The organism is Parabacteroides caecihominis (assembly GCF_023656785.1).
Taxonomy (GTDB): Bacteria; Bacteroidota; Bacteroidia; order Bacteroidales; family Tannerellaceae; genus Parabacteroides; species Parabacteroides segnis.
This window is the reverse complement of record NZ_JAMOKS010000013.1, coordinates 124819-149534: the sequence shown is the minus strand read 5'-3', so window position 1 is coordinate 149534 and position 24716 is coordinate 124819. Positions and strand designations below refer to the sequence as shown.

Annotated in this window: 17 protein-coding genes; 9 read left to right on the top strand and 8 right to left on the bottom strand. The window is 43.2% G+C overall.

All coding sequences use genetic code 11. The features are described 5' to 3' along the window. Positions 1-206 precede the first annotated feature (206 nt). Complete coding sequence (locus NBH14_RS12970) at positions 207-4349, bottom strand: hybrid sensor histidine kinase/response regulator transcription factor (protein WP_186959570.1); 4143 nt, start codon at positions 4347-4349, stop codon at positions 207-209. A gap of 301 nt (positions 4350-4650) precedes the next feature. Here NBH14_RS12970 and porX point away from each other — a divergent pair, with 301 nt between their 5' ends. The 4 genes from porX (at position 4651) to NBH14_RS12950 (ending at position 7915) form a co-directional block, all read left to right on the top strand. After that, complete coding sequence (gene porX, locus NBH14_RS12965; protein WP_010801006.1) at positions 4651-6201, top strand: T9SS response regulator signal transducer PorX; 1551 nt, start codon at positions 4651-4653, stop codon at positions 6199-6201. A 79-nt stretch (positions 6202-6280) separates the two neighbouring features. Then, the gene (gene tsaE / locus NBH14_RS12960) at positions 6281-6700 is read left to right on the top strand and encodes a tRNA (adenosine(37)-N6)-threonylcarbamoyltransferase complex ATPase subunit type 1 TsaE (protein ID WP_009860177.1); all 420 of its coding nucleotides are present in this window, start codon (positions 6281-6283) and stop codon (positions 6698-6700) included. A gap of 3 nt (positions 6701-6703) precedes the next feature. Continuing rightward, a complete protein-coding gene (locus NBH14_RS12955) occupies positions 6704-6916 on the top strand; it encodes an immunity 17 family protein (protein ID WP_009860178.1) in 213 nt (70 codons plus the stop codon). A gap of 120 nt (positions 6917-7036) precedes the next feature. Continuing rightward, the gene (locus NBH14_RS12950; RefSeq protein ID WP_186959569.1) at positions 7037-7915 is read left to right on the top strand and encodes a hypothetical protein; all 879 of its coding nucleotides are present in this window, start codon (positions 7037-7039) and stop codon (positions 7913-7915) included. A 92-nt stretch (positions 7916-8007) separates the two neighbouring features. Here NBH14_RS12950 and rnr read toward each other — a convergent pair whose 3' ends face one another. Together rnr and NBH14_RS12940 are read right to left on the bottom strand one after the other, a co-directional pair. Next, positions 8008-10188, bottom strand: a complete 2181-nt coding sequence (rnr, locus tag NBH14_RS12945; RefSeq protein ID WP_010801009.1) for a ribonuclease R — start codon at positions 10186-10188, stop codon at positions 8008-8010. A 96-nt stretch (positions 10189-10284) separates the two neighbouring features. Then, a complete protein-coding gene (locus NBH14_RS12940) occupies positions 10285-11220 on the bottom strand; it encodes an SMP-30/gluconolactonase/LRE family protein (RefSeq protein WP_436277964.1) in 936 nt (311 codons plus the stop codon). Positions 11221-11528: 308 nt separating this feature from the next. Here NBH14_RS12940 and NBH14_RS12935 point away from each other — a divergent pair, with 308 nt between their 5' ends. The 4 genes from NBH14_RS12935 to NBH14_RS12920 are packed head-to-tail and all read left to right on the top strand — an operon-like array spanning position 11529 to position 16625. Beyond that, positions 11529-12659 carry a hypothetical protein gene (locus NBH14_RS12935; protein WP_186959568.1) on the top strand — a complete coding sequence of 377 codons (1131 nt, stop codon included), beginning with the start codon at positions 11529-11531 and terminating at the stop codon, positions 12657-12659. A gap of 9 nt (positions 12660-12668) precedes the next feature. Beyond that, complete coding sequence (locus NBH14_RS12930) at positions 12669-14534, top strand: DNA topoisomerase IV subunit B (protein ID WP_186959567.1); 1866 nt, start codon at positions 12669-12671, stop codon at positions 14532-14534. 16 nt (positions 14535-14550) lie between these two features. After that, complete coding sequence (gene coaD / locus NBH14_RS12925) at positions 14551-15012, top strand: pantetheine-phosphate adenylyltransferase (protein WP_128134680.1); 462 nt, start codon at positions 14551-14553, stop codon at positions 15010-15012. Positions 15013-15035: 23 nt separating this feature from the next. Then, on the top strand, positions 15036-16625 hold the full coding sequence (locus NBH14_RS12920) for a S41 family peptidase (protein WP_128134679.1): 1590 nt from the start codon (positions 15036-15038) through the stop codon (positions 16623-16625). Between the two features lie 71 nt (positions 16626-16696). Here NBH14_RS12920 and NBH14_RS12915 read toward each other — a convergent pair whose 3' ends face one another. The 4 genes from NBH14_RS12915 to NBH14_RS12900 form a co-directional block, all read right to left on the bottom strand. Then, positions 16697-18355 (bottom strand): RagB/SusD family nutrient uptake outer membrane protein, encoded by a 1659-nt coding sequence (locus NBH14_RS12915; RefSeq protein WP_186959566.1) that lies wholly within the window; start codon positions 18353-18355, stop codon positions 16697-16699. Between the two features lie 24 nt (positions 18356-18379). Further along, complete coding sequence (locus NBH14_RS12910; protein WP_250817496.1) at positions 18380-21424, bottom strand: SusC/RagA family TonB-linked outer membrane protein; 3045 nt, start codon at positions 21422-21424, stop codon at positions 18380-18382. An 814-nt stretch (positions 21425-22238) separates the two neighbouring features. Next, a complete protein-coding gene (locus NBH14_RS12905; RefSeq protein WP_186959565.1) occupies positions 22239-22652 on the bottom strand; it encodes a putative toxin-antitoxin system toxin component, PIN family in 414 nt (137 codons plus the stop codon). Then, complete coding sequence (locus NBH14_RS12900; RefSeq protein ID WP_186959564.1) at positions 22652-22876, bottom strand: DUF8507 family protein; 225 nt, start codon at positions 22874-22876, stop codon at positions 22652-22654. Before NBH14_RS12900 ends, NBH14_RS12905 begins: the two co-directional genes overlap by 1 nt. A gap of 146 nt (positions 22877-23022) precedes the next feature. Between NBH14_RS12900 and NBH14_RS12895 the strand changes: the two genes are divergently transcribed. Further along, on the top strand, positions 23023-23838 hold the full coding sequence (locus NBH14_RS12895) for a permease (protein ID WP_186959563.1): 816 nt from the start codon (positions 23023-23025) through the stop codon (positions 23836-23838). Between the two features lie 7 nt (positions 23839-23845). Here NBH14_RS12895 and NBH14_RS12890 read toward each other — a convergent pair whose 3' ends face one another. Further along, positions 23846-24622 carry a nitrilase-related carbon-nitrogen hydrolase gene (locus tag NBH14_RS12890; RefSeq protein WP_186959562.1) on the bottom strand — a complete coding sequence of 259 codons (777 nt, stop codon included), beginning with the start codon at positions 24620-24622 and terminating at the stop codon, positions 23846-23848. Positions 24623-24716: the final 94 nt, after the last annotated feature.

Here is a 24716-nt window from a genome sequence, read left to right as displayed (position 1 = left end):
TTGTTTATCCCCCGCTTTAACACGCTGCATTAGTGGTAAAAACTCCCTTTATTTAACATATTATTCCCTCTGTCTTTCTCTATTAGATCATACAGAATGATTGTAAGAGGATCACAGGAATCATGCGGGATGATTATAGGAATCATGTAGGATGATTGCCACAATCATGTGGGATGATTCCTTGTCACCCTACTTGGGGGAGCTCTTTACTCCCTTTTCATATAATCGGACGGTAACGTACCGAATTCATCCTTGAAATACTTACGGAATAGTTTGATGTCGTTGAAACCGACCTCGCTGGCAACTTCGTTGATGCGCATCTGGCTCTTCTCCAACAACAATGCCGCCCGCTTCATACGGATCGCACGGATCAGTTCGACCGGGGTCTTTCCTGTTATGGAAAGCGTTTTCTTATAGAAATTCACACGGCTCATGCCCATTTCGCGGCTTAACCGTTCCACAGAGAGTTCCGGGTTGGAAATCTGTTCTTCGATATAAGCGATCGCTTTCCGCATCAGCTGTTCATCCATCGAACTGATAGGAATATCCGATAACTGGATACCGGTCGGAGAAGATTGCAAAAACTGTTTTTGCAACCGTTTTTTCATTTCCACCAGATGCTGTATCTTCAAGACCAGCATGTCCATATTGAACGGTTTGCCGATATAGTCGTCGGCACCGGCCTCCAATCCGGTCAGCTTGCTTTCTTCCGCTGATTTGGCAGTCAGCAGGATGACCGGGATATGGGAAGTGCGGATATCCTGCTTGATACGTTTGCACAGGACGATACCGTCCGTCACCGGCATCATCACGTCGCTGACAACCATATCGGGCAGTTCCTCCAGGATGACTTCCCAGGCCTGCTCGCCGTCATCGGCCGTAAAGACCCGGTATGCGCCGCTCAGGCTCAGTTTCATAAATTCCCGGAAATCGGCATTATCATCGACGATCAGCAAAGTAGGTTTATCCGATACGGCCAGCGTCTCAGCCGCACCTGTTTCCTGAAGCTGTTCAGACAGATTCTCCGGTTCGGACACTCCGCCCGATTCCACATTGCCTGTTGTGTCCGGTTTATCCGGAGAGGTAATGATTTCCTGTATCTCAGGCAGTTCTATCGGAAGTGAAACCGTAAAAGTACTCCCCTTTCCTACTTCGCTTCTGACAGAGATCGCTCCGTTATGCAGTTTGACAAACTCCCGGCATAAATGCAACCCGATACCTGTACCGACCACGGTTCCCGATTTATCCTCCGAAGGTATCTGGTAGAAACGGTTAAAGATCAGATCATATTTATCCTCTGCGATACCGATCCCCGTGTCGCTGACCTGAATCAGCAACAGGCTCTTCCCGTCCTCCCTCTGCTGCATACTCAGATTAACGGATATCTCCCCGCCTTCGGGCGTGAACTTGAAAGCATTACTCAGCAAATTCGATACGATCTTGAACACTTTGTCCGTATCGAACTTCATGACCAGCACCGGGAACGAAGCCGTATAAGAGAAACGGATATTCTTTTTCTCCGACAATTCCTTGAAAGAGTAAATAATATTCCTGATAAACAATACGATATCGCCGGAAGAGAGAAGCAGCTGGACTCCCTGCACGTCGATTTTGCGGAAGTCGAGCAACTGGTTCACCAACCGCAATAACTGGTTCGCATTCTGATAGATCAGTTTCAGTATCATCTGATTCTCCGGGTTGGCTTCGCCTTTCATCAATTTCTCGATCGGTGTAATGATCAGGGATAAAGGCGTACGGAATTCATGGCTTACATTTGTAAAGAAACGCAATTTCATCTCATCCATTTCATGAAGCTGGTTAACCCGTATCCGCTCCTGCTCTTTCTCAAACTTGCGTTTCTGAATATGAAGGACGAAACGGATCGTGCCATAAATCATGAAAGCCGCCAGGATACAATAGAAAAAGATCGCCCAATTGGTTCCCCAGAAAGGAGGCATAATTGTAATCTTCAGTTTTACCGGTTTCTGGCTCCAGACTCCGTCATTATTTTCTGCTTTCAACACAAAAGTATAGGTGCCGGGAGAGAGGTTGGTATAGGTGACAATCCGGTTTGCGGCATCGAGGGTTGTCCATTTCTTGTCGAACCCTTCCATGATATACGAAAAGCGGTTCTTCTCCGGGAGGAAATAACTGAGTGCCGTGATATTCAAAGAAAAACTACGTTCATCGTATTGCAACGACAACTCGTTGCAATAGCTGATTTCATCCTGGAGGATGATCCGCCCGTTATAAGACTGCCCCGGCAGGATCTGGTCGTTTTGCACGAAAAAACCGGTTACGGCAACCGTCGGGGGATTAAAATTATATTTTATCTGCGCCGGATTAAAGATAGTCAGCCCGTTCGTCCCGCCGAAAATCAACTCTCCCGACGAAGAGCGGCAGACACTGTTACGGTTGAACACACGTCCCTGCACGCCCTCATTTTCATAATAAGTAATGCAATTGAAGTGATACGTATCATCTTTCCGGTATTGCGGAGAAAGCTGAAGCAAACCGTTTTTCGTACCAAGCCACAAGATGTAGGTATCGTCTTCACGGATAGACATGATATCGTTATCAGGCAGCCCGTTCGTTTTATCCAGATGATATATTTTATCATGGGAAGAATCATAGACGGTCAGCCCGTTGTTGCTGCCTATCCACAACAGGTTGCGGCTATCCCGGTAAACCGTATTGATTGCTTTATCATTGAATACTTTCGTGCCGTTCACCTCCCCTTTAAAAGAAGAGATACGTCCGCTTTTCGTGTCGAGCATATTGACTCCCAATGAAGTTCCGATCAGCAATTCATCCTTGCGTCCTTTCGATATGGAATAAATATAATCGGAACCCAGCGGATTCTGCGGGTCGCCCGAATAATAATGTGACCACTCCCCTGTTTTCAGGTTCAGGCAATCCAAACCTCCCCCCAGCGTACCGATCCAGAGATTTCCGGCTTCGTCCGCATGCAGGCTATATACACTGTTGTTCGACAACTCTTTCAGGCTATCGGTCTGGGGACGGTAATGTTTGAAGCGGTTTCCGTCAAAACAATCCAACCCGCCGACATACGTGCCGATCCAAAGGTTACCGTCGGCATCGTTCTCCAGGCAAACCACAATATTACTGCTGATGCTGGAAGGATCAGCAGGATCATGGCGGTATTTCCGGTATTGCCCGGTATGCCGGTTATAATAAAGCAGGCCGTTTCCATTCGTGCCAATCCATAAATTACCCGAACGGTCTTCAAGCACACAGTTACAGTCATTAATCTCCGCATCCTCCGCTTCCATCACCGGATAACGGACCGAACGGAATTTAAAGATACTCTCATGGTAATAATTAATGCCATTCTTGTAAGTTCCTGTCCAGATGATTCCGGTATCATCCTTATATAAACTGATTACGCTGTTCTGGCTGATACTTCGCAGGTCGAAGGGGTTATTTTTCAGATAACGAACCGTTTCCGTATTCTTATCCAGCAGATTCAGCCCTCCATGGTCGGCGGCAATCCAGATAACCCGATTCGAATCTTCCTCTATTCCCCGTATTAGGGAAGAACTCAGGGGGATAGGCGAACAGGTATCATACTGTTGCCATTTGCCGCTCCGCAGGTTCAAACGGTATACGCCACCGTAACTTTCCGGATCGAGATACACCCATATCTCATTATCGCTATCCACAAACAGCATAAAACGTTTGGCTTTGCAGGCTTTTTTCAAGTGGTCGTTCCTGAGTATGGCTCTTTCCTGTGATAAGTCTATCAATTCAATAGTACCCGTTACATGAATCGCATAAAGTATATCCCCTTTCTGGTAAACATCACAGACCTGTCCTTCCGACGGATCGGCAGGATAACAGGTCACTTTCCCGGTCAAATAGTCGTAAGCGCATAGCTCATTATCCAAAGTACTGAACAGCAATTGAAAATCTTTACCCTGAAAAACTCTCGATATATTTTCCGGTAGTCCCAATTTCTTCTGTATCTCTTCCAACGTATAGAATTCATCTTGAACCGGATTATATACGCCTACTTTTCCGTCTTCATAAGATATCCACAAATTTCTGTCGGCTGTTTCCGTTATCTGGGTGACATAGGCTTCCGAAAACAGGGCACCGTCCACCTCATGCCGGAAGGCACGGAACTCATATCCGTCGAAACGGCTCAACCCCGAACTGGAGCCAAACCACATGAACCCTTTCCGGTCCTTATAGATACAGGTGACTTCACTGGAAGACAATCCGTTGTTTACATCGAGACGGTTAAACAATATCTTGTTCTCCTCCCCCTGCACAAACGGAATAATGCAGAGCAGACAAATAATAGATATAAATCGTATTCTATTCATATAGTAACAGACTAATCGGTTTGAGCTTCTTTTCCCCTGATAACAGATATACAAACTTATCATTTTTTACCCGTATGCAGAGGGGGTATTTGTAACTTTTTACAGGATATTTTGTTACTGTATATAGAATATCAGGGATAATAAACGAGAGTATCCGTCTATTTTCATGATATTTACAAAATAAGACACAAGGATATAAAAGACCGTAAAAAAACAGCGGATAATATACAAATCTGTAACGAGCTTCGTTATTATGTAAACTATTCCGATTAAATTTGTAAGAAATAATAAGGTAACAAATATGGCAGTAAAGAAAGACAGAGTACTTTGGGCAGATGATGAGATCGATTTGCTAAAACCTCACATTTTGTTTTTGCAGGATAAAGGGTATGAAGTGGTTCCGGTAATCAGCGGGCAGGATGCAATCGACTGTTGCAGGGAACAATCGTTCGATATTATTTTCCTGGACGAGAACATGCCGGGCCTGACCGGTCTGGAAACACTCGCCCACATTAAGGAAATCAACCCTAACGTGCCGGTCGTCATGGTTACCAAAAGCGAAGAGGAAAGCATTATGAACCAGGCAATCGGAAACAAGATTGCTGACTACCTGATCAAACCGGTCAACCCGAACCAGCTGCTCCTCTCCATTAAGAAGAACGTACATAAAAACGTCATCATATCGGAAACAACAACAGTCGGCTACCAGCAGGAATTCAGCCGCATCGGTATGCAGATCAACGATTCGCTGACGACCGACGACTGGATGGAATTATACAAGAAACTGGTGTACTGGGAGTTGGAACTGGAAAGCAGCCAGGTGCAGATGACCGATATGCTGCGGATGCAAAAAGAAGAAGCAAACAACGCATTCGGGAAATTCGTAAAAAAGAATTATGTAAACTGGATACAAAACCCCGCCGAACGTCCTCTGATGAGCCCGGATCTTTTCAAAAAAAAGGTATTCCCTCTGCTGGACAATGATGAAAAGGTGTTCTTCATCCTGATCGATAATTTCCGTCTGGACCAGTGGCGTGTCGTCAAAGACCTGCTGGCTGAATATTTTACATTCGACGAAAGCCTGTATTACAGTATTCTTCCTACCGCCACACAGTATGCCCGCAACTCTATTTTTTCGGGCTTGATGCCTTTGCAGATAGAAAAGATGTTTCCGGACTTATGGGTGGATGAAGAGAGTGAAGAAGGAAAAAACCTGAACGAAGAACCTTTGATCCGGACACAGATCGATCGTTTCCGCAAGAAATACACCTTCTCTTATAATAAAGTACACGACTCACAATATGGTGAAAAGCTGTTGAATATGATCTCTTCACTGACGCACAACCAGCTGAATGTCGTTGTCCTGAACTTTGTGGATATGTTGTCGCATGCCCGGACGGAAATGAAGATGATCCGCGAACTGGCACAAAGTGAAGCTGCCTATCGCAGCCTGACCCGTTCCTGGTTCCAACACTCAACCACCCTGGAGTTGTTCAGACGTATCTCCGATAAAGGGTATAAAGTGATCGTTACAACCGACCACGGAACGATCCGTGTCAATAACCCGATCAAAGTGATAGGAGACAGGAACACCAATACCAACCTCCGTTACAAAGTTGGTAAAAATTTGAATTACAACCCCAAAGAAGTATTAGAGATACGCGATCCGGAAAAGATAGGCCTGCCCTCTCCCAACCTGAGCAGCAAATATATATTTGCCATGAACGATGATTTCTTTGCATATCCGAACAATTATAATTATTACGTTTCCTATTATAAGAATACATTCCAGCACGGAGGTATCTCGATGGAAGAAATGATGGTGCCGTTTATTACCATGATACCAAAATAATTGAAAATTGAGAATTGAAAATTGAAAATTAATATACCTTTGCGGGTAGATTACAAATGATCAATAATCGACAGACATCATGAGTATTATCAAGATTGAAAATTTAGATACCATCCGCCAGGCAGCCAAAGAGTTCATTGCCGGAATGGATGACCGTACCGTCTTTGCCTTCTACGGAAACATGGGAGCCGGAAAAACAACTTTTATCAAAGCGATCTGCGAAGAGCTGGGCGTAGAAGATGTTATCAACAGCCCGACATTCGCCATCATCAACGAATATCGCAGCGATACGACCGGCGAGTTGATCTATCACTTTGACTTTTACCGCATCAATAAGATCAGTGAAGCAGAACAGATAGGAACCGAAGATTATTTTTACAGTGGCGCCCTCTGCTTTATCGAATGGCCGGAAAAGATCGAAGAGTTGTTGCCGGGAGACGTGGTAAACGTTACGATCAGCGAAAATTCCGACGGATCACGAACCGTAGAAGTAAAATAACCGATGGAACCTACCGATTATTTCATACTAGCCATCTTCATTGCCCTGGGAGCATTTTCCCTGGTCGCTGCCATCTTTAATTTCGACTGGTATTTCGAAACCAGCGGAGCAACAACTTTCGTAAATAAATTCGGAAGAAAAGGGGCACGTATATTTTACGCTTTGCTGGGATTAGCGCTAATTGGCTGCGGCACACTCGGTTTGATTTACTGGTAAAAAATAATACATCATAAACAAGGAACAGAAGTCTGTCTGAGAATTTCTATTCCTTGTTTTTCTTATCTTTGTACCCAACTAGTATTACTATTGTATTTACCTGTCTAAATAAAAATGCTTATGAAGCGAATAAACTGTTTTCACTACATCGTAGCATGTATGCTACTTATGTGTATTACTGCCTGTGATAAAGAGAACTCAACAATAGAAGATGAGATCCCCGCAGCAATCAAAAGCGACTTCTCCAAAAGATATCCATCTGCTGAGATCACTTCTTTCATGAATTATTCGGATGGCATCGACCAAATAAAATTTAAAGATCCGGAACAAAATGAGGCATTGATCTCGTATGTCAATGATAGCTGGAAAATGACCTATACAGAGATCAGCGATATCCAACAACTCCCCATTGAAGTTCAGACTTCTTTCCTGCAAGCCGGATATATTGGCGTACAGGACATCGAGATATTTAAGACAGAACGAGCAGGGATAACAAGGCCCCTTTACACATTACATTTCACGTATCCCTGGAAAAAATCCGACAACATGCAACATTATATTTATATCAATGACGACGGACTTTACTTGAGAACCCTTAGATGTACTCCAAACGACACACGCTGGTTTGTAAATCTGCCCGAAGACCATTTTAATTTTATACACGAAAAATATAAGGGGGCAGAGATAAGAGGGTACATGAATGACGGAGAGCATGAATACTTCATCCTTCACAATGATACAATTAAACATGTTTTCTTTCATGGGGAAATAGCAACGGACAGAGGTTTCTGGAGAAGGACAGTGTATGAATTAAGTAAGGATACTCCTATCCCGGACAATGTTGCCAAAGTATTAAAACATGACAACCCGGATTTTATCTATACAAACCTTTACTATATCGAATCTGAAGAAGGAAACTCATATCTTTTCCAGGATAAAAAACGTGATGACGAATTAGGATACAATATCGGTGAAAACCTCCAACCTGCTGAAGAATAATACGACTTTATCACTTCCCATATAAAACAAAAAGAGACAACTGATTCATTAATGACCGGTTGTCTCTTTTATTTTATCCAGCAATATCTTCTTTATTCCATCAACATAAAGTCAAGCTGCTTACGTTCCAGATTGGCATTTGCGATCTTCACCGTTACAGGATCACCCAGACGGAAGCGGCGTTTCTTACGACGACCGATCAGGCTGTATGTTTCTTCATCCATATCGTAGAAATCATCCCCTAAGTCACGGATAGGAACAAGGCCTTCGCACTTGTTTTCATTCAACTCAACATACAATCCCCATTCGGTAACACCGGAGATCACACCGTCGAACACCATACCCAACTTATCCTGCATAAACTCAACCTGTTTATACTTGATAGACGCACGCTCAGCATTTGCCGCAACCTGCTCCATCGTAGAACAATGGTCGCATTTTTCTTCATATTTTGCCTTTACCACGCTGCGTCCGCCTTCAAGATAACGTTCCAACAAACGGTGCACCATCATATCCGGATAACGACGGATAGGAGAAGTAAAATGAGTGTAATATTCAAAAGCCAGACCATAATGGCCGATATTCTCTGTCGTATAACGTGCTTTCTGCATCGAGCGGATTGCCAATGTTTCAATCAGATTCTCTTCCGGCTTATCATGTACTTCGTCCAGCAAACGGTTCAGGTTACGGGAGATATCGATCTTACTGCTGCCTTCCGTTTTCATCTTATAACCGAAGCGGCGGATAAAGGCGGCAAAATTCTCCAGTTTATCCGGATCGGGCAGATCGTGGATACGGTAGACAAACGTTTTCTTTGTCTTTCCTTTAGGCACTTTACCTACAAACTCAGCTACTGTACGGTTCGCCAGCAACATAAATTCTTCAATCAGTTTGTTGGCATCTTTCGATTCCTTGATATAAGTACTGATCGGTTTTCCGGTTTCGTCAATTTCAAACCTTACTTCAAAGCGGTCGAAGTTAACGGCTCCGTTCTTAAAACGTTTTTCACGCAACTTCTTTGCCAATGCGTCCAGGACCAGTATTTCGTCTTTATAATCACCTTCGCCTGTTTCGATCACCAACTGCGCCTCTTCGTAAGTGAAGCGGCGGTCGCTCTTGATCACGGTACGTCCGATACGCGATTTCTTCACGTTAGCCTCTTCGTCCAGTTCAAAAATAGCGGAGAAGCATAACTTCTCTTCGTCCGGACGCAAGGAACATATCTGGTTGCATAACCGTTCGGGCAACATCGGAATCGTACGATCCACCAAATAGACGGAAGTCGCACGGCTTTCCGCTTCACGGTCGATCAGACTTTCAGGTTTTACATAGTGAGTTACGTCGGCAATATGTACGCCCACTTCCCAGTTTCCATTATCCAGCTGGCGAGCCGAAAGGGCATCGTCAAAGTCCTTGGCATCTTTCGGGTCGATGGTAAAGGTCAGGACCTTACGGAAATCCTCACGCTTGGCAATTTCTTCTTCCGGAATAATCTCCGATATCTTATTTGCCGCCTTTTCCACATTTTCCGGATAAGTATACGGCAAGCCGAATTCTGCCAGTATCGCATGCATTTCCGCTGTATTCTGACCGGCCACACCTAAAATATCGACCACTTCACCCAACGGGTTCTTGGCTTCATCCGGCCATTCAACGATACGGACAATAGCCTTATCGCCATTCTTGCCGCCTTTCAGTTTTTCTTTCGGGATAAATATATCGTTTGCCAGCGTCTTGTTCTCGGTGATGAGGAAGGCAAAGCCTTTCGTTACCTGCAATTTACCGACAAATGTCTTTTTCTGGCTTTCCAGTACTTCGATCACTTCGGCTTCCGGTTCAGCGCCCTTGCGTTTGGCAAACAACTGCACCTTCACTTTATCACCGTCCATCGCATGTCCGGAATTCCGTTCCGCCACGAAAACCGGCGCACCACCATCTTCCGGAATAAACGAATTTTTCCCGTTGCTCCGGCGTCCGAATGTACCGATCGCAGTGGTACCCAGACCGTTATAGCGATAACGTCCGCGGTCTATTTCTGTAATAAAATTTTCGGCAGAGAGATCATACAGCAGGTCTACAACCTGTAGCTTCTGCACCTGGCTCTCTACGCCAATCAGTTTGCTAATCTGTTTATAGTTAAATGGTTCCTTGGGAGAGGATTGAAAAACGGACATAACGGAATGGAGCATGGCTTCTTTCTTCATACGTTTAGCCTTGTTCTTCTTCGGTTTGTTTTCTCTATTATCCTTCTTCCCGGATTTGTTTTTCGTCATATATTTTTTGTAATTAAATGAGAGATAAATCATCTCTCTCACAAAATAAACAAATATAATCGATATACTGTTTACAAACAGGTTAAATTATATTGTTCACTTTGTCGGTTGTTTAAATTTGTAAGGCTCCGGCCCGCTTGCTCCGGGTTTACAAACAAAAAGACTACCGCTAAGGGGATATTCTTCCAGTTGTTGTTCCGAAAGTCCGGCCCGTGCCGTTGTAATGTAGAGCGTATCCATATCCTTGCCGCCGAATGCACAGGAGGCCACATTGGGAGCCGGAACTTCTACTTTTCCCAGTAACTCACCCGTATAAGGATTGTAGCAGTACACACCGAAACCGCCCCATTGAGCTACCCATAAATTATCGTTGCTATCGATCGTCATCCCGTCAGGAGCCCCTGAACCGGGAGGCAAGGTGACAGCAACGCCATCAAACAGGATTTCGCCTGTCTTTTCATCATACCGGTAACGAGCCACCCTACCGGTCGGAGTATCATTGTAATACATGTATTTCTTATTGGCCGACCAGACAATCCCGTTGGAGATGGTAACTTTCTCCAACTTGATCTCCACCATTCCGTCAGGCACAACCGTATATAATGTTCCGGCACCTTTAGGCGCCCCGAATCCCATCGTTCCGATCCATAAACGACCTGCCGGATCACATTTTCCGTCATTACATCTTACTTTTCCTTCATAATCAGGAATAGGCGCCACAGATGACAAACTCCCGTCATTCAAGTTCACCCGTACAATCTCATCCTGAAGAGAGACAACCACCGTACTGTCCGTCTCCGGCACCACCGTCGAAACCATACGGTCGAATTCCCACGTTTTACAGTCCTGCTTGTCCGGATAATATTCATACAAGGTCTTTCCTTCGATATCAACCCAAAACAGGGTATTCCTGTCCGGATGCCAGATAGAACCTTCACCGGTTGTTGCTTCTGCTTTAAATGCCAGATCCGACTGGATCATTTTAGGAGCTGAGGAACATGATGCTCCTGAAAGAAAAGGGACTGTTAACATAAGGGTCACTATTAAATTTTTCATGGTAAATAATCAATTTCGCTGCTCATTACTAAGTGCAAATATAACATATTTTACGAATACCCGGACGATCGAATCCCATTAATATTAGTAGAAAACGGATTTTTCACGATGAATACCGACTCTTATTAGGAACTGTTTTATTTTTGAGGACGTCGAAAACAAAAAACGTCCCATACTATACGGATCAGGACGGTATTATTCATGTTAAAAGTCCTAATCTTAACTGTAAACGAATGATGTAACGAATTAATTATGTAAATTTGCCGTTCTAATAAAAATAACCAATGGGCGTAGTAATTAAAGAAGTTACCAGCAAAAAAGAACTGAAGAAATTCGTTAAGTTCAATATTGATTTATATAAAGACAACCCCTACCATATACCGGGATTGATCGAGGAGGAGATGGTTACACTGGACAAGAAGAAGAATCCGGCATTCGAAGTTTGCGATGCCATCTATTTTCTTGCCTACAAAGACGGTAAAATCGTCGGCCGTATTGCCGGAATGATTAACCGCCGTAGTAACGAAGTGTGGAACCAACAACGCGCCCGCTTCGGTTTTCTGGATTTCATCGATGACGCAGAAGTCGTAGACGCTTTGTTCAACGCCGTTGAAAAATGGGCTAAAGAACAAGGAATGAAAGAGATTCACGGGCCGATGGGATTTACGGATATGGATCATGAAGGTATGCTGATCGAAGGATTCGACCAACTCGGAACCATGGCCGCCATCTATAACTTCCCTTATTACCCGCAGCATCTGGAACGTATGGGATACGAAAAAGATCAGGATTGGCATGAATTTAAAATATATATTCCGGAAGGTGTACCCGACAAACACCTGCGCATCGGAGAAATAGTAAAAAAGAAATATGGCCTTAAAACGATGAAGTTCAAAAAGACGAAAGAGATATGGCCGTATGCACAAAAGATTTTTGAAACACTGAACGAGGCTTATGCACCATTATACGGTTTTGCTCCGCTGACCCAGAAGCAGATCGACTATTATGTAAAAATGTATATCCCGATGATCCGTCTGGATCTGGTGACTCTTATTATCAGGGAAGAAGATGACACCGTAGTCGGTTTCGGAATCTCATTACCCAGCCTTTCACATGCCATGCAAAAGGCAAAAGGACATTTATTCCCTTTCGGCTGGATACATCTGCTGAAAGCATTGAAAACAAAGCCCAAAGTAATCGACTTGTATCTGACGGGAGTATTACCTGAATATCAGAACAAAGGGGTAAACGCATTGCTGTTCAACGACCTTATTCCCGTATATATCGGTCTGGGTGTCGAATATGCCGAAAGTAATCCGGAACTGGCAAACAACAATGCCGTACAGGCCCAATGGGACTATTTCAAACGTGAACATCACAAAACAAGAAGAGCATTTATCAAAAAATTAAAATAAGGATTTTCTATGGAAGAACTGAATTCAACAATGCAACAACCGACAGCGTATAATGACGACGATATCAAGACGCTGGACTGGATGGAACATATCCGCCGGCGCCCTGGTATGTATATTGGTAAACTGGGAGATGGTAGCTATGCGGATGATGGAATCTATGTATTGCTGAAAGAAGTACTCGATAACTCCATCGACGAATATATGATGGGGTACGGCAAAACTATAGAAGTGACCGTTGAAGAAGGAACTGTTTCCGTCAGGGACTTTGGCCGTGGTGTTCCGCTGGGAAAGGTGGTCGACGTATCCAGTAAAATGAACACAGGTGCCAAGTACGACAGCAAGGCTTTTAAAAAGTCTGTCGGACTGAACGGTGTCGGTATCAAGGCCGTGAATGCCCTGAGCAGCTATTTCCTGATTACCAGCTTCCGCGAAGGAGAGTGTAAACGGGTCGAATACAGCAAAGCCATCATTACAGAGGAGTCTGGAATCCAACCGACTGACGAAGCAAACGGGACACTTATCTATTTCATTCCGGACAAGGAAATCTTCAAAGAATATCAATACAAGGACGAATTCATAGAAAGCCTTTTGAAGAATTATGTCTTTCTGAATTCAGGTCTGACCATTATGTTCAACGGCAAGAAATTCCATTCACGCAATGGACTGGTCGATCTATTGAACGAAAATATGACCACCGAGCCCTTATATCCGATCATTCATCTGAACGGAGAAGATATCGAAGTGGTTATAACACACAGTAACCAATACGGTGAAGAATATTATTCGTTCGTAAACGGACAATACACGACTCAGGGCGGAACGCATCTTTCCGCTTTCCGCGAAACGCTGGGACGTGTCATCAAAGAATATTATAATAAAAACTTCGAATATTCGGACATCCGTGCCGGTATCGTTGCCGCCATCAGTATTAAGGTGGAAGAACCAGTGTTCGAGAGCCAGACAAAAACCAAGCTGGGTTCGAAAGATATCGGTCCCGAAGGCCCTACCGTGGCAAAATTCGTCGGCGACTTTATCAAGAAAGAACTCGACAACTATCTTCATAAGAACACAGATACTTCGGAAGCCCTGCTTCGCAAGATCCTCGAATCGGAAAAGGAACGTAAAGCGATTGCCGGTGTAACGAAACTGGCCCGCGAACGAGCTAAGAAGGCAAACCTGCATAATAAGAAACTCCGTGACTGCCGCATCCACCTCAACGATGCCAAAGGCGACCGGACAGAAGAAAGTTGTATCTTCATCACCGAGGGTGACTCGGCCAGCGGATCGATCACCAAAAGCCGTGACCCGAACTTTCAGGCTGTTTTCAGTCTACGCGGTAAACCGCTTAACAGCTACGGCCTGACTAAAAAGATCGTTTATGAGAATGAAGAATTCAATCTACTGCAAGCCGCCCTCAATATTGAAGACGGACTGGACGGTCTGCGATATAACAAAGTTATCATCGCTACCGATGCCGACGTCGACGGTATGCATATCCGGTTACTGCTGATCACGTTCTTCTTGCAGTTCTTCCCCGACCTGATTAAACGAAATCATGTCTATATCCTGCAAACCCCGCTTTTCCGTGTACGCAACAAACAAAAAACGTATTATTGTTACACAGAAGAAGAACGTCTGGCAGCAATCCAGGCAGTAGGAAAGAATCCGGAGATCACCCGATTTAAAGGTCTGGGAGAGATTTCACCGGACGAGTTCAGAAACTTTATCGGCAAGGACATGCGCCTGGACCCGGTAACGATGAAAAAAGAAGACCTGGTTAAGGAGATGCTCGAATTCTATATGGGTAAAAACACCATGGAAAGACAGAACTTTATTATTGACAATCTGGTTGTAGAAGAAGACGTTATCAATTAAAAATTGAAAATTGAAAATGAATAAGCGTATCGCTTTGTTCCCCGGAACGTTCGATCCCTTTACGATTGGACACCAATCGCTGGTAAGCCGCGGGCTCGCCCTGGTCGACGAGATCATCATTTCTATCGGTATTAACGATAAAAAGCAGACTTATTTCACGCTTGAAAAACGTATGGAAGCGATCCGGTGTCTTTATAAAGACGAGCCACGGGTAAAAGTGATGTCGTATAACTCACTGACTGTCGATTTTGCAGAAGAAGTCGGTGCCGAATTTATTATGCGCGGTATCCGTACCGTCAATGATTTCGAGTATGAAAAAAGTATTGCCGACGTCAACCGGAAGTTGAGCGGCATTGAGACATTCATTCTTTTTACAGAACCCGAACATACACACATCAGTTCCAGCATTGTACGGGAGCTATTACGGTATGGCAAAGATATTTCTCCCTTCGTTCCGAAGGGAACCAACTTATATTGACTATTTACGAAACAAAAATTAAAATGAAACGAATTGTAGTATCCCTGCTCGTTGCAATGATTGCCATCACAACGGCTGTGGCCCAGAAACCGAATCAGGATGCCCGCAAATTATCCATGGCTGTATATGCCATCTCGAATCTATATGTAGATCCGGTGGATGATTCCAAGCTGGTAGAAGATGCGATCACTGGTATGCTGGAAAAGCTGGACCCGCATTCAAACTATATGGATCCGGAAGAGACAAAAGAGATGACCGAACCCCTACAAGGCAACTTCGACGGTATCGGTATCCAGTTCAATATGCTGACCGATACCTTATATGTCATTCAGGTAATTCCCGGCGGTCCGTCCGAAAAGGTCGGCTTGATGGCTGGCGACCGTATCATCATGGTCGACGACACCCTGATAGCCGGTGTAAAAATGAAGACGACCGACATCATGAAACGTCTGCGTGGTCCGAAAGGAACTGAAGTAAACATCAAGGTATTGCGAAATAAGAATCCGGAACTGATCGAATTCAAGATCATCCGCGGAAAGATACCCGTAACCAGCCTGGACGCCGCTTATATGGCAGACAAACAGACCGGCTATATCAAGCTGAACCGTTTTGCCGCCTCATCGGCCGATGAGTTCCGCGACGCACTTGCCAAACTGCAAAAACAAGGCATGAAAAACCTGATCCTCGACCTGCAAGGTAATGGGGGCGGTTATCTAAATATTGCCATCGAACTGGCAGACGAGTTTCTCGATAAAGACAAACTGATCGTGTATACCGAAGGTAACAAACAGCCGCGCGACGAAGCCAAATCGACAGCCAAAGGCAATTTTGAGGAAGGACGCCTGGTCGTTATGGTAGACGAATCATCTGCCTCTGCCAGCGAAATCCTTTCGGGTGCCGTACAGGATTGGGACCGTGGTGTCGTAGTAGGACGCCGTACATTCGGTAAAGGTCTGGTTCAGAAACCGATCCCAATGCCGGACGGTTCTATGATCCGTCTGACAGTAGCCCGTTATTATACGCCTACCGGACGTAGTATCCAGAAACATTACGAAAACGGTAAACTGGAAGATTACCAGCACGACCTGATCGACCGTTACAACCGCGGCGAGCTAATGAGTGCCGACAGCATCCATTTCCCGGATTCTATGAAATACAACACACTGGAAACCAAACGTATCGTTTACGGTGGCGGCGGTATCATGCCGGACGTTTTCATCCCGGTAGACACAACCCGTTATACGGATTATCACCGCAACCTGGTTGCATCCGGTCTTGTAAACCGTGTTTCTATGAGTTACCTGGACCGTAACCGTGCGGCAATGAACAAGAAATATCCGAAATTCAGCCAGTATAAAAAAGACTTTGTTGTCCCCGAAGAAACTCTTCAGGAGTTAATTAATCTGGGTAAAGAAGATAAGATCGAGTATAAAGAAGAAGAATACAACCGTTCAAAACCACTTATTGCCTTACAGATAAAGGCTTTGATAGCTCGTGACCTGTATGATATGGCAGAATATTTCCAGGTAATCAATGATGATAATGCCAGCTTCAAAGAAGCACTCCGCATTATTAATGATGAAGAAGTCTATAATAAAGAATTGGGTAGGTAACACGTACATTAATATATATAAGAAGAGGTAGTACATTGGCTTGAAGCCTTTGCACCACCTCTTCCACTTTTTTACCAGCCCGTCGGCTGGCTAATATTCGGGTTCGAAGTCACTTCTGTTTGAGGAAGCGGCCATGAGTCATATTTAGGGAATGTACAAGTACGGTTTTCAATCGTGACAAATGCATTGTCATTCGGATTCCATGCACCATAGATAGGACCATTCATGACCTCCTGCCCAATGCCCCAGCGGCGGATATCATCGTAACGTTTCCCTTCGAAACAAAGTTCCACACGACGTTCACGACGATACAATTCACGAACTTTTTCCTGCGTATTATACACACTCTTGTCCATATTCGGCATTCCGGCACGATGACGAATCATATTAATATATTTCTCTACGTCCGGATTCTGCCAGTCGCCCGACTCAACCAGACATTCCACATAGTCGAGCAACACCTCAGCATAACGATAAAGCGGATAATCCAGACTACCATTACCGGTCGCCCGATCTTGTTCATCAATAAACTTTTTCATCATATATCCTGAACGTACAGCACCGGTCTTTCCCACATAATCACTACTATTCTCATTGAAAGGCTCGTAGGTATAATTAGAGATAGTCGTATTATCGCCCGGCAAAAAGACTGTTGCATATAAACGCGGATCTCTCGATTTATGCAATGGATTCTTTTCGAAATTGTTCCTTTCGTCAGCCGGCAACGATTGAATAGTCTTGCCATCTATCGTCTCATAACAATCGACAAACGACTTCAAAATAGCAGATACTCCCTGCCCGCCAAGCGGTGTTCCCATATTACGGAACCAAATATTATCCACCCCACTGGACTTGAACATGATCCGTTCTTTATTTTGTTCTCCTATGTAACGGAACAAATCACGGTAGTTCTTACCCGGATCATCATCAGTCGAAGTCGAATAGTATAACTCAAACTTGCCGGAATCCATCAACTTTTTAGCAGCCTCCTTTGCAATATCATACTTTTTGAATTGCAGATTCACATCCATCTTCAAGGCCAGTGCCGAAGAAACAGACATACGGTCACGGCGGCCTTCATCCCATAAAAATTCCAGATCGCTTGAATTAATAACCATGTCCAGCTCCTTATTGATAAAATCCAGACATTCCTCAACCGTGTTTCGAGGTTTATAAATCTCGGTAGGAGTCAAATCCGTTTCTACAATAGGTATACCGTCATTGCGGCCATACCAGCACAACAAACGGATATGATACCAAGCTCTCCAGACTCTGACTTCAGCTTTCATACGTGATCTTTCCTTCTCATCGGCAAAGTAAGCATTGTCGACAAATTTAAGAAAGCGATTACATCTTCGAATGCGAAGATAATAATTCTTCCAACTGTTAAACGTTGACTCCCAGGACGAAGGTGCATTGTTATCGGTAGGCGGAACAAGTGATCCATTACCCAAACTAACGATCCGCTGCTCAAAGTTAGACTGAAAATACAGATTATCAGTCGCTCCTTCAAGAAATATGAGTCCGAGTTCATCGCCACCATAGGCTCCTTTTACCCATAATTTACATTGCCCCAACGCGTTCTCACATTCGTTCATTGTCTTCCAGAAGTCATCGTCGGTCACTCCGGTCGGATGATCTTTCGTCAGGAAGTCTGAACAGCTACTGCATATAACCAGCAGGCATATAAGCAGATATACTTTCGGATTTATTTTATTATACAGTTTCATATATTCTGTTTTTGAAATTAATAATTAGAAATTCAGGCTGACACCGGCCGAATAAGTCTTTACCAACGGATAAGATCCTCTCTGTCCACGGCTTTCCGGGTCTGTTAACTTCTCCTGGGCAAAAGTGAAAGGATTTTGTGCATTCACATACAGACGGATATTAGAAATTCCTATCTTCTTCAATCCCAATTGATCAAAGGTATATCCTAACTGGATATATTTCACACGGCAGTAGCTTGCATTGAAATGCCAGAAGTCAGATGTATGGTAATTACTACCGTAAGTTGAGTTCGGAGCCATTCTCGGATAACGGGCATCCGTATTCTCGGGAGTCCAGTAATCGGTTTGTACGGCAAGCGGTGTTTGTCCGTCACCGGATACATTCAATCCGAACGAATACGGTTCACTATAATAAGCATTTACCCCGGTAACTCCCTGGAACAGTATTTCAAAATCCCAATTCCTGTAATTCAACGAGATATTGGCAAAATAGTTCAAATCCGGCTGGTCATCCCCACGGATAACCCGGTCGTCTGTCGTAATCTTACCATCAGGTTTCCCATCCGGTCCGGATATATCTTTATATTTTATATCTCCGGGCTGTTGTCCGTCAAATATGGTCACACCGTCTTTGGGAATCCATTTACCATCGCCATCTTTGGTGAAATCGTTCTCCTGTAACAGACCGTCGGTAGGATAAACATAATAGCTGTTCAGAGCATATCCGATCTGATGAACACGGTCGCCTTTGTCATAAGGAGCACCGAACAAAGATTCAATCTTGTTTTTATTCTGTGATAAGCCGGCATGTACATTAAATCCGAATGTTTTATACTGTTTTCCATAATTCACATCCAATTCCCAGCCCCTGTTCCTTACTTCTCCTGAATTGAGGGGAGCAGCACTTGTTCCGCCGATAAAAGAAATAGGGGGAGTGATGATCATATCTTTCGTCAACTTGTCATAATAATCGAATGTAATATTCCAATCTTTAAACAGACGAATATCAGCACCGATATTCAGCATATGGACTGTCTCCCAGGTTATATCCGGATTACCGAAAACCGTTTCATTTCCGTTGCCTGCATCAATCAACGTCTGATATTTATACAACCCGATATTCTCATTTCCCAACAATCCGTACGAAGCTCTCACCTTGAATTCATTTACCTGTTCCTTCAAAGGTTTCATAAAACTTTCTTCATGCAGGTTCCAACCGGCAGCAATGGAAGGGAATACTCCGAATTTATTCCCTTTACCGAAGCGAGAAGAACCGTCACGGCGGATCGTCCCTTCCAATAGGTAACGACGATCGAACGTATAGTTGACTTTAGCAAAAATAGAAGTCATCGACCAGCGATCCCAATCTCCATTATTCGTCAATTCCTGATTGTAACCTCCGATACCGAATAAGCGATGTTTTTTCTTTTCCCAAGTATATTCAGCCGTTGCACCGATATAGTAATAGCTGGAACGATCCTTGGAAGCAGAATAAGAAGCTCCCCATGTCTGGAGAAACGCACCGGAATTATAATCGAAGAAGTTGTAGGCCTTCCGTTCATCCCGCTGTGCACTGCTACTGATACGGTATGAATATTGTCCCCGGAGGATCAACTTCGGTATCACCTCCCAACGGGGAGCAATATTGATACTGATATTATCTTCGAGATTTGTCCGGATACCTCCACGATCGAGAATAGCTGCCGGGTTACGTTGTTCCGGACGGTTACCGTAATAGACTATATCGTTTCCTTCTTTCATCGGATAACGGACTACCGTATTAGGTGGTGTTGAATAAATATAGGAAAAGATATTGCCTCCATTATCAAACAACGGTTTCTCCCTGTTGGTCCGGTAAGAATTAAAGTCCATGTTTACCGACAAGTTATCCAATAAACTGACAGAGGTATTGGCACGGATATTCAGACGATCCGAATTGGTATTTTGTACCAAACCGTCATTCTTCAGATAATTGGCTGTTAAAGCAAAGCGGGCCAGGTTACCACCGCCGGACACTGATACGGAATGGCTTTGGACGGAACCGTTCTTAAACAGAAAATCAGTCCAGTTCGTATCCGGATAATTGACCGGATCTGAACCATCCCTCGTCTTGTCGATCGCTTCCTGTGAATAAACAGGATTACCCCCGATATTCATATTAGCAGCATTTACCATTTCCATATAGCCCGCACCGTCAATAAATTCGGGGAGATAAGTTGCCTGCTGGATACCATAATATCCGTTGTAAGAAACATTGACTTTGCCGGGAGTACCGCGTTTGGTCTTAATAACGATTACCCCGTTTGCCGCACGTGCCCCATAAATAGCCGCAGCGGCAGCATCTTTCAAGACTGTCACACTCTCGATCGTTGTCGGGTCAAGATTGTTCATATCCATCGGGACACCGTCCACCAGAACCAACGGGTCATTGTTCGTCTGTAAAGACGAAACACCCCTGATTTTAATTGTTGCCGCATCCGCCCCGGGCAAACCAGAGCTTTGATTGACAGAAAGACCGGTAATGCCTCCCTGTAATGCCTGCGACACAGAAGTCACCGGTTTACTCAGAAGATTGGAAGACACATTCAAAGAAGAGATAGACGAGATAGAGTTCAGCTTTTTCTCTTCTGAGAAACCGGTTACCACCACTTCATCAAGCGCTTCGATATCTTCAACCAGCGAAACATTCAAATTACTGATAGCACGTGAAACTACATACTCATAATTTTTAAAACCAAGATAAGTAAAAACAATGATATCCCCTCTTTTAGCTTTAATAGAGAAATATCCTCCGTTATCGGATATTGTCCCCTGCTGGGTTCCTTTGATCGAGATATTCACTCCCGCCAAAGGGTAAGGCGGTTCAGACTGTTCAAAGACTTGCCCCTGAATAGTCCAGGATCTGTCTTCAGTAATTCCGGCATTACTGTTTACGTTTGTTTCTACCGTGCCGATGGATGGCAATTTTTCATTGGCTGCATAGCCAACATTGATCCCCAGGAATAAAAATAACATCATTATCATCCAGTGATGCGATCTTTTCCGGATCATTTGTAACGACTTTTTCATTTGTAATAAGCTTAATGTAACAATACTAGTGTGTGAATAGTGCATGATATTCCTATCTGCATGTGCGACATGTTACATTGTATGGCCTCGGATGTAGGGAAACACTTCTTTGCATAAGTTTGTATTCATGCTAGAATCTGATTTAAGGTATCCATCAATTTCCCAAATGGATAGTTAATAAATAAAGAAAGCGTGGAAACTGTTGATCATATCTGGAAATGAGGCTCTCGACTGCCCGCAACAGAGATATAAACAACAGCCCACGCCCTTTACTATAATATACCTACAGATACAACATACCCCTAGATTATATATAACAAGTAAAAAAGCATGAGCGTTTTGAAGTTGTCTACTATCCCCTGTTGCTGAAATTGTCGAGATTTCATTTCTAGGATAATATCTTTAAACGCTTATGTTTACTAATAAATTTGTGTAAGCGGCAACGCTTTGCCCGATCAGACACGTTGCAAATATAAAGAGAAGAATTGAAAATCATTCAGAGAAAAGGAATTAATTATTAAAAAACAAAAATAATGGCTCTTCTACAACAATTTCTCAGAAACCAATCATCAGTCCTCACGCACTCACTCATATTGAAAAACAAAGGATTCAAAACAAAAGAAGAAAAGCCAGGAAACGCCTCAAAAAAAGTCAGGTCTTTTGAAATCAAAAGTCCCTTATTTTGCAAACGAAAGTCAGGTCTTTACATTTCAAAACATAGGACCTTTATCTGACAAACATAAACAACCATCAAAAACATCATCTAAAGAGATGGAAGTTATATAATAAAACAAAAAATGAATCTCACAATGGTTTAGTCGTTACTTAACAAAGCGACAAAAGTATCTATATCGATTAGTTCCACTTTTGGGAAATCAATATTTTTTAAAATATTAAAATGATGATCTTGGCTGACAATATAAGAAGCATTGGCTACAATAGCACAGTCTACAAACTTATTATCATCAACATCTGATTGAATTAAGTTAAAACGAAAGTGGGCATCCAGTTTTAGTGTGTTTTTACGGGTTATTATAGCTTTGATTACATTTTGAGCAATAGCAGCCCCCATTTTTAAAGAAAGAATTTCCTCATATTCAGACAGTATCTCATTCGTATAACACAATGTATACTTCTCTGCAAAAAACTCTTTCCAGACTTTATAATAATTGCCTCTTTTTGACAGCGAAATCAACAGGCAGTTTGTATCTAAAACTATTCTATCCATTATTTCGCCTTATAAGGGGTACGCATATGTTCGCACTTCCATTCCTCTATTACCGAATTGTTGATTTGTCCGCTATCCCACAGTTTATCAATCTCCTTTTCTGCCTTTTGGGCAAAATAACTTGACAACATATCTTTTATTTCATTCAATGTATCTTCACTTTCAACATATGCCATCAGATCCAATATCTGTAACTGTGCAGCATTAAAAACAGTCCTTTCCATAATGCCTCCTTTTTTATTACTTAACTACAAAGTTAAGTGTTTTTTCAATGAAAATGATGCATAAAACAAGAAAATAAAGAAAAACAGATGCAACTATCCAAATTACTATCGCATCATATTTATAAAACTATAAACAACTAATTATTATGAAACTATTCATCCATACCCTTGTCTCGACAGCTCTGATTGCTGTAAGTTTTTGTCTGTTTTCCTGTGATGACAATACCGAAGGTTTCGGTTCGACAGGGAGAGACGGTCTCCCCAGTACATTCAAAACAGAAAATCAAACAACCTATCTATCGTATTCCGGTAACCGATTGCTGCAAATGATGAACCAAGACGGTTTCACCACTACTTTCAACTACAAAGGCGATGAACTTCGCGGTATCTCCTACGCTCCTCCTGCAGATCCCAATATTGCTGACGGAAACGGCTATACAGGTTTCGAAAAGGAAGGAAATAAAATCATTGTAAAACAAAGTGGAGAACCAAGCATGGATATTTCCTATAATCAGGAAATTGAACTGGACGGGAACGGATTTCCTACAAAGATAACAGATCTGGGTGCATTTCAAATGACTAGTGAAGGGTATAAGAAAGTATGGGATGGAAAATATTACTATGCCTTAACTTTCGAGCCATCAACGAAAAACCTGTTAAAACTCGAAAAGTTCAACCTCGAAGATTCGACACTTATTACGACCTCTAGTTTTCAATACAGTAACCAACCTGGTTCAATGAGCCAAGTGGAATTACCGTTATGGTTCTTCAGTTATCATTCATTTGCATCAGGAATATCTTCTCGCCAGTACCTCAATTATCGGAACACACTTACGGAAGAAACCGTGACAGATGGAAAAACCGGTACCACCCATACGACTTATTATAAATATACTTATAATAAGAACGCATATCCGGTAGCTGTTGACAATGGAGAAGAGAAAATGGATATAAGATATTGACCGGTAATTATAAATCTACAATCAGTATGTCATCTTTGTAGGCTTCACATTCCCCGACGATCTTCCCTTCGGGAGACAAGAGATAAGAATCGCCTGCATAGATGATACCTCCCAGATCAGTCCCGGCACAATTGACTGCGATAACATTGGCCTGATTCTCTATAGCCCTTTCACGAAGAAGACGATTCCAATCATCACGCCGGGACTCCGGCCAGTTGGCTATATAAATAGCTGTATCATAACGACCTTCATTCCGACTCCAATCCGGGAAACGGAGATCGTAACAGATATAAGTAGCCAAACAGTGTCCTTTCCAGTTCAGAACCAACTGCTTTTCTCCGGGAGAAAAACTTCCTTTCTTAAAACAGTTATGTTTGTCATAATATTTATAATGTCCATCAGGAAAAACAGCAAGTAAGCGATTATAAAATTTCCCTTCTTCTTTATATATTGTAGAGCCGATTATCAAGGCTCCGCTACCAGCCGCCCATTCCTTCATTTTCTCAATGACAACCGGATAATAACCCGCTATTTCATCTTTCGTCTGCACAGCTATTTCTTTATCCTTCTTTTTCATTTCACATCCGGAAACAAACAACTCGGGGAACACAATCATATCACATCCCTGGCATTTCTCTACCCGCTTCTGAAAAGCTTCAAGGTTTGCATCAACATCTCCCCATGCAAGATGTGCCTGTACCAAGGCGACCCGACAGGTTTCTTTCGTTTGGGCCTGAACGGCCATATTAGCCAATAAAATAAGAACAGTCAACAGATATTTCATACATTCACAGAATTAAGAGACGGGCGCAAATATAAAAATAATGTACCACAACACGACCGACACAGCCGGATTATATAAGAAATCTGCCTATCTT